This window comes from Pseudomonas sp. (assembly GCF_030150285.1).
Classification (GTDB): domain Bacteria; phylum Pseudomonadota; class Gammaproteobacteria; order Pseudomonadales; family Pseudomonadaceae; genus Aquipseudomonas.
On record NZ_JASLGE010000048.1, the window covers coordinates 1 to 6,320 of the forward strand.

The following is a 6,320-nucleotide window of genomic DNA, read 5'->3' on the forward strand; positions in this document are numbered from 1 at the left end:
AAGCGCTCACCCAGCCAGCACAGCAGGCCGCCGATAAAGGGGATCAGGATTAGCCAAGGCAGAATCATGACGGGCTCAATTCCTTTCGCAATGTCGAAGGTTCATATCAGACCGCTACCAGTACGATGGCGCCCATGACCAATACAGCACCGGCGGCCATGGAAGCAGCATACCAACGCAGTTGACCGGTTTCGCTGCGGCTCAGGGCGTTATGCCCGGCCTTGGCCATCTTCGGAATCAGGCCGATGGTCTGATCCAGAGGGTCCTTGCGCAGCACGCGGCAGATCAACAGGTACGGTTTGACGAACAGTTTGTCGTAAAGCCAGTCGAAGCCCCACGCGGCGAACCACCAGGCCGACAGGAAGCGACCGATGCCGCTGTTGGCGACTGAGGTCACAAAGCGACGCTTGCCCAGGTACAACAGGGCGGCGAGCAGAATGCCGGCCAGGGCGATGGCACCCGAGGCGATTTCAAGGCTGTGCTTGGCGTCACCGCCCGCATGGCCAACGCTCTGCGGAAGTACGCCTGCCAGTGGCGGGGTGATCATGGCACCGATAAAGGTCGACAGTACGATCAGTACGCTCAATGGCAGCCAGTAGGTCACGCCGTGACCCGCATGGGCTTCAGTCTGGGCTTCGCCGTGGAACGTCACGAAGATCAGGCGGAAGGTGTACAGCGACGTCATGAACGCACCGACCAAGCCGGCATACAACAGTGCGCTGTTACCGCTGGCGAAGGCTTCCCAGAGGATTTCGTCCTTGGAGTAGAAACCGGCCGTCAACAGAGGCAAGGCAGACAACGCTGCGCCGCCGACGATGAAGCTGGCGTAGGCCAATGGCAGTTTTTTCCACAGGCCGCCCATCTTGAAGATGTTCTGCTCGTGGTGGCAGGCAACAATCACCGCACCGGAAGCAAGGAACAGCAGGGCCTTGAAGAAGGCGTGGGTCATCAGGTGGAAAATTGCCCCATCCCAGGCACCCACGCCGAGTGCCAGGAACATGTAGCCGATCTGGCTCATGGTCGAGTAAGCGAGGATGCGTTTGATGTCGGTTTGTACCAGTGCGGCGAAACCGGCCAAAACCAGTGTCACACCGCCGACGATGCCCACCAGATGCAGTACTTCCGGGGCCAGGGTGAACAGGCCGTGGGTACGTGCGATCAGGTAAACACCGGCGGTCACCATCGTTGCGGCGTGGATCAGTGCCGAAACGGGGGTCGGGCCAGCCATTGCGTCTGCCAGCCAGGTTTGCAGCGGCAGTTGTGCGGATTTGCCCACCGCGCCGCCCAACAGCATCAGGGTCGCCAGCACGATCCAGAAGTCACCGGCCTGAAACTTCTGCGGTGCCAGCACCAGCAGTTGCTGAATGTTCAGCGTGCCCAGTTGTTGGAACAGGATGAACAGGCCGATGGCCAGGAACACGTCACCGATGCGGGTCACGATAAAGGCTTTAAGCGCGGCGTTACCGTTGTTGCGGTTGCTGTAGTAGAAACCGATCAACAGGTAGGAGCACAGGCCCACACCTTCCCAGCCGAAGTACACGAACAACAGGTTATCGGCCAGGATCAGGAACAGCATGCTGGCGATAAACAGGTTGGTGTAGGAGAAGAAGCGCGAGTAGCCGTCTTCACCGCGCATGTACCAAGAGGCAAATACATGGATCAGAAAGCCGACACCGACCACGACGCCCAGCATGGTCACGGACAGACCATCCAGGTGCAGGGCGAAGTCAGGCTTGAAATCGCCTACTGCCATCCACTGCCACAGCACTTGGGTGTACTGACCGCCTTCAGGCGGGGCGACGTTGAATTGCCAGATCACGTAGGCCGCCACAATGGCCGACAGGCCAATGGAGCCAACGCCGATCAGGGCCGAGAGGTTTTCGCTGAAGCGTCCACGGGAGAACGACAGCAGCAAAAAGCCGATCAGAGGGAATACGAAAGTCAGAAAGAGAAGGTTCATCCGCGCATCTCACTGGCAGCATCGATATCAAGCGTGTGGAAGCGGCGATACAACTGCAGCAGGATGGCCAGGCCAATACTGGCCTCAGCCGCTGCCAGGGTGATCACCAGGATGAACATCACTTGGCCATCCGGCTGCGCCCAGCGTGCGCCCGCAACGATAAACGCCAGTGCCGCGGCGTTCATCATGATTTCCAGACTCATCAATACGAAGAGAATGTTACGGCGAACCATCAGTCCGACCAGGCCGAGGCAGAACAGGATGCCCGCGACTGCCAGACCATGTTCTAAAGGTATTCCAGGCATCTTATTGCTCCTTCGCCTCGTTGCGGCCCAAGTGGAACGCCGTCACCGCTGCAGCCAGCAGCAGCATCGAGGCGAGTTCGACCACCAGCAGATACGGACCGAACAGGCTGATGCCCACGGCTTTAGCATCAATGGTGGTTTGACCGATGGCAGCACCGCTCTGGTGAGCGAACAGCACATACAACAGTTCGGCCAACAGCAGGGCGGACAGAATGCTTGGCCCGATCCAGATCCCGGGTTTGAGCCAATGGCGTTCTTGCGTCACCGAGGCGGGGCCCTGGTTGAGCATCATCACCACAAACACAAACAGCACCATGATGGCACCGGCGTAAGCAATCACTTCGAGTACACCGGCAAATGGGGCACCGAGGCTGAAAAAGGTCATCGCTACGGCAATCAGCGAAATAATCAGGTAGAGCAGGGCGTGCACAGGGTTAGTGTTGGTGATCACGCGAAGCGTGGACACGACAGCGACACCCGATGCGAAATAGAAAGCGAATTCCATCGTTCTTCCTTAAGGCAGCAAGCTCTTCACGTTGATCGGCTCGGCTTCGTTCTGAGCGGCACCTTTCGGCTTGCCCTCAACGGCCATACCCGCAACACGATAGAAGTTGTAGTCAGGGTTCTTGCCGGGGCCGGAGATCAGCAGATCTTCCTTCTCGTACACCAGGTCCTGACGTTTGAACTCGGCCATTTCGAAATCCGGTGTCAGCTGGATCGCGGTGGTCGGGCAGGCTTCCTCACACAGGCCGCAAAAAATGCAGCGTGAGAAGTTGATGCGAAAGAACTCCGGGTACCAACGGCCGTCTTCGGTTTCGGCTTTTTGCAGCGAGATGCAGCCCACCGGGCACGCGACGGCGCACAGGTTACAGGCTACACAACGCTCTTCGCCGTCCGGGTCGCGGGTCAGTACAATGCGGCCACGGTAACGCGGTGGCAGATAGACTGGCTCTTCCGGGTATTGCAGCGTGTCACGCTTGCGGAAGGCATGGCCAAACACCATCACCAAGCTGCGAAGCTGGGTGTAGGTGCCATGCACGATGTCAAACAGGTACTTGAACATGGGTCTCTATCCTCACTGAACCGCGCCGGCAGGCGTGTTTAACAACACGACTGCAGCGGTTACCAGCAAATTGATCAGGGTCAGCGGCAGGCAGAACTTCCAGCTGAAATCCATCACTTGGTCATACCGTGGGCGCGGAATAGAAGCGCGCAGCAGGATGAAGATCATGATGAAAAACGCGGTCTTCAGGGCGAACCAGATAAACGGGATCTGCGGCAGGATGCCGAAAGGCCCGTGCCAGCCACCGAAGAACAAAGTCACCAGCAACGCCGAGATCAATACGATCCCGATGTATTCACCGACGAAGAACATGCCCCATTTCATGCCGGCGTATTCAATGTGGTAACCATCGGCCAGTTCCTGCTCAGCTTCTGGCTGGTCGAACGGGTGACGGTGAGTCACGGCAACGCCAGCGATGAAGAAAGTCAGGAAGCCGAAGATCTGCGGGATGATGAACCACAGGTTCTGTGCTTGATATTCAACAATATCGCGCATGTTGAACGAGCCAACCTGCACCACGATACCCATCAGCGCCAGGCCCATGAACACTTCGTAGGACACGGTTTGAGCCGACGCACGCAAGGCACCCAGCAGGGCGAATTTGTTGTTACTGGACCAGCCAGCGAACAACACCGCGTACACCGACAGACCCGCCATGGCGAAGAAGAACAGGATGCCGACGTTCAGATCCGCCACGCCCCAGGTCGGGGTGATCGGGATAATCGCGAACGCGATCAGCAAGGCACTCATGGCCACGACCGGTGCCAGGGTGAAAATCACCTTGTCGGCAAACGGCGGCGTCCAGTCTTCCTTGAAGAACATTTTGACCATGTCGGCAGCGATCTGAAACGCACCGAACGGACCAACCCGGTTCGGGCCGTAACGGTCTTGCCACAAAGCGAGCAAGCGGCGCTCAACCCAGCTCAACAGTGCGCCGCAGACCACAACCGCAAGCAGGATGACCACGGCTTTAAGCACCGAGATAATCACGTCGATCACTTCAGGCGTGAACCAGCTCATTGGGCTGCCTCCTGCAAACCGTCAACGGTAAGGCCAAAGATGGCTGGCGGGATACCGGCCAGACCGGCGGGTAATGCCACCAGACCCGCACCCAGCTCTTCATTGACGCGCAGCGGCAGGCGCAGGGTCAGGCCAGCCACGTTCAAGCTCAGCAGTGCGCCATCGTTGACACCCAAGCGGTCAGCTTCAGACTTGGCCAGTGCAATGTAAGCGGCAGGAATGCGTTCTTGTACCGGCGCGGCTTTCGAAGAGTTCTCTTCGCTGCCCAGCAGGTGATAGAACGGCACCACTTGCCAGGTGCCACGTGCCGGGTTGAACGCGCCCGGAATGTTGGCGGACCAGCTCAGTGCATCACCTTGGCTTTCGATCAGGCGGGTGCCCGGGTCGCCAGCGCGGATGTGGCCACCGACTTCGTCCTGGAACTTGTTCCACGCTTGTGGCGAGTTCCAGCCCGGCGACCAGGCGAACGGCACTTGTTTACGCGGTTCTACCGAGCCCGAGTAACCTTCCATCGAGAACGCGAACGCGGTGTCCGGGTCTTGTGGAATGCGTGGCTCGTGCACGCTGATGTTGGCGCGCATGGCCGTGCGGCCGCTGTAACGCAGCGGTTCACGGGCCAGTTTCAAACCTTTGATACGGAACGCAGCGGACGGCGCAGCATCAACGATCTGGGCCAGCTCCGGGGTGCTGGCGGCAGTTGCTTGAGTCACGTGGTCGAGCAGAGTCCAGTCAACCGGCTTGTTTAGCAGGGTGCTGCGCAGGGCATGCAGCCAGCGCCAGCCTTCGTGGATCAAAATGCTCGAATCCAGGTAGCGCGGCTCGTAGACCTGGAAGAAGCGCTGGGCGCGGCCTTCCTGGCTGACCAGGGTACCGTCGCCTTCGGCGAAGCTGGCGGCTGGCAGAACCAGGTCAGCGCGGTCTGTGGTCGCGGTCTTTTGATGATCGGCAACGATGACGACTTTGGCAGCGTCCAGTGCCGCATTGACCTTGATCGCGTCAACACGGGTGAACAGGTCGTTTTCCAGCACCACGATGGCATCGGCTTTGCCGTCGATAACGGCTTGCAGCGCCGCATCAACCGAATCACCGCCGAGCATGGCCAGGCCGAGGCTGTTGGCCTCTGGCACTACCAGGCTGATGGAGCCGGCTTTTTCACGCAGGTGCAGGGCCTTGGCGATGTTGCCTGCGGCTTCGATCAGGGCCTTGGAGCCCAGCGAAGTACCGGCCACGATCAGTGGGCGTTTGGCCGCGAGCAGGGCGTCAGCGATGCGCTGGGCCAGCTCAAGGGCTTCGGCGTCCAGGCCCGGTACGGCCGGAGCACTGGCGTCGATGGCGTGAGCCACGGCGAAACCGATGCGCGCCAGGTCTTCCGGGGCGGCGTGTACACACTCTTCAGCCACGTCATCGAGCTTGGTTTCAGCCAGGCTGGCGATAAACAGCGGGTTCAGCGCGTGCTGGCCGATGTTTTTCACCGCAGCGTCGAGCCACGGCTGGACGCGCATGGCGTCGGCCATGTCTTCGGCCTTGCCTTTTACCGACTGGCGCAGGGACAGGGCGACGCGGGCAGCGGTTTGGGTCAGGTCTTCACCGAGGACGAAGATCGCGTCGTGGTCTTCGATGTCGCGCATGTTCGGAACCGGCAGCGGGCTGTCGTTCAGCACTTGCAGCACCAGGCGGATGCGCTCCAGCTCACCGGCTTCGATACCCGAGTAGAAGTGCTCGGCACCCACCAACTCGCGCAACGCATAGTTGCTTTCGAGGCTGGCGCGGGGCGAACCGATACCGACGATGTTGCGACCGCGCAGCAGGTCAGCGGCTTTATCCAGTGCTTCGTCGAGGCTCAGCTTGGCGCCGTCGGCCAGCAGTGGCTGACGTGGACGGTCGGTGCGGTTGACGTAGCCATAACCGAAACGGCCACGGTCGCACAGGAAGTACTGGTTCACCGAACCGTTGTAACGGTTTTCGATGCGAC

General features: G+C 59.8%; 6 protein-coding genes. All 6 read right to left on the minus strand.

Annotation, left to right across the window (positions count from 1 at the left end):
* Nucleotides 1-106: 106 nt before the first annotated feature.
* Nucleotides 107-1,960 (minus strand): NADH-quinone oxidoreductase subunit L, encoded by a 1,854-nt coding sequence (nuoL, locus tag Q1W15_RS11195; RefSeq protein ID WP_300727882.1) that lies wholly within the window; start codon nucleotides 1,958-1,960, stop codon nucleotides 107-109.
* Nucleotides 1,957-2,265, minus strand: coding sequence for an NADH-quinone oxidoreductase subunit NuoK (gene nuoK, locus Q1W15_RS11200; RefSeq protein ID WP_019412103.1), 309 nt, complete (start codon nucleotides 2,263-2,265; stop codon nucleotides 1,957-1,959). Before nuoK ends, nuoL begins: the two co-directional genes overlap by 4 nt.
* 1 nt (nucleotide 2,266) lies before the next feature.
* Complete coding sequence (gene nuoJ, locus Q1W15_RS11205; protein ID WP_300727889.1) at nucleotides 2,267-2,770, minus strand: NADH-quinone oxidoreductase subunit J; 504 nt, start codon at nucleotides 2,768-2,770, stop codon at nucleotides 2,267-2,269.
* Nucleotides 2,771-2,779: 9 nt separating this feature from the next.
* Nucleotides 2,780-3,328, minus strand: coding sequence for an NADH-quinone oxidoreductase subunit NuoI (gene nuoI / locus Q1W15_RS11210; RefSeq protein ID WP_016780194.1), 549 nt, complete (start codon nucleotides 3,326-3,328; stop codon nucleotides 2,780-2,782).
* 12 nt (nucleotides 3,329-3,340) lie between these two features.
* Nucleotides 3,341-4,348: an NADH-quinone oxidoreductase subunit NuoH gene (gene nuoH / locus Q1W15_RS11215; RefSeq protein WP_300727894.1), complete on the minus strand. Its 1,008-nt coding sequence runs from the start codon at nucleotides 4,346-4,348 to the stop codon at nucleotides 3,341-3,343.
* Nucleotides 4,345-6,320, minus strand: a 1,976-nt coding sequence (locus Q1W15_RS11220) for a molybdopterin-dependent oxidoreductase (RefSeq protein WP_300727897.1), incomplete at its 5' end; no start/stop codon positions are given. The genes Q1W15_RS11220 and nuoH, both read right to left, overlap by 4 nt.

Coding starts and splice junctions, on each gene's coding strand:
- nuoL (WP_300727882.1), bottom strand. CDS start 1,960: ATGAACCTTCTCTTTCTGACTTTCGTATTCCCTCTGATCGGCTTTTTG.
- nuoK (WP_019412103.1), bottom strand. CDS start 2,265: ATGCCTGGAATACCTTTAGAACATGGTCTGGCAGTCGCGGGCATCCTG.
- nuoJ (WP_300727889.1), bottom strand. CDS start 2,770: ATGGAATTCGCTTTCTATTTCGCATCGGGTGTCGCTGTCGTGTCCACG.
- nuoI (WP_016780194.1), bottom strand. CDS start 3,328: ATGTTCAAGTACCTGTTTGACATCGTGCATGGCACCTACACCCAGCTT.
- nuoH (WP_300727894.1), bottom strand. CDS start 4,348: ATGAGCTGGTTCACGCCTGAAGTGATCGACGTGATTATCTCGGTGCTT.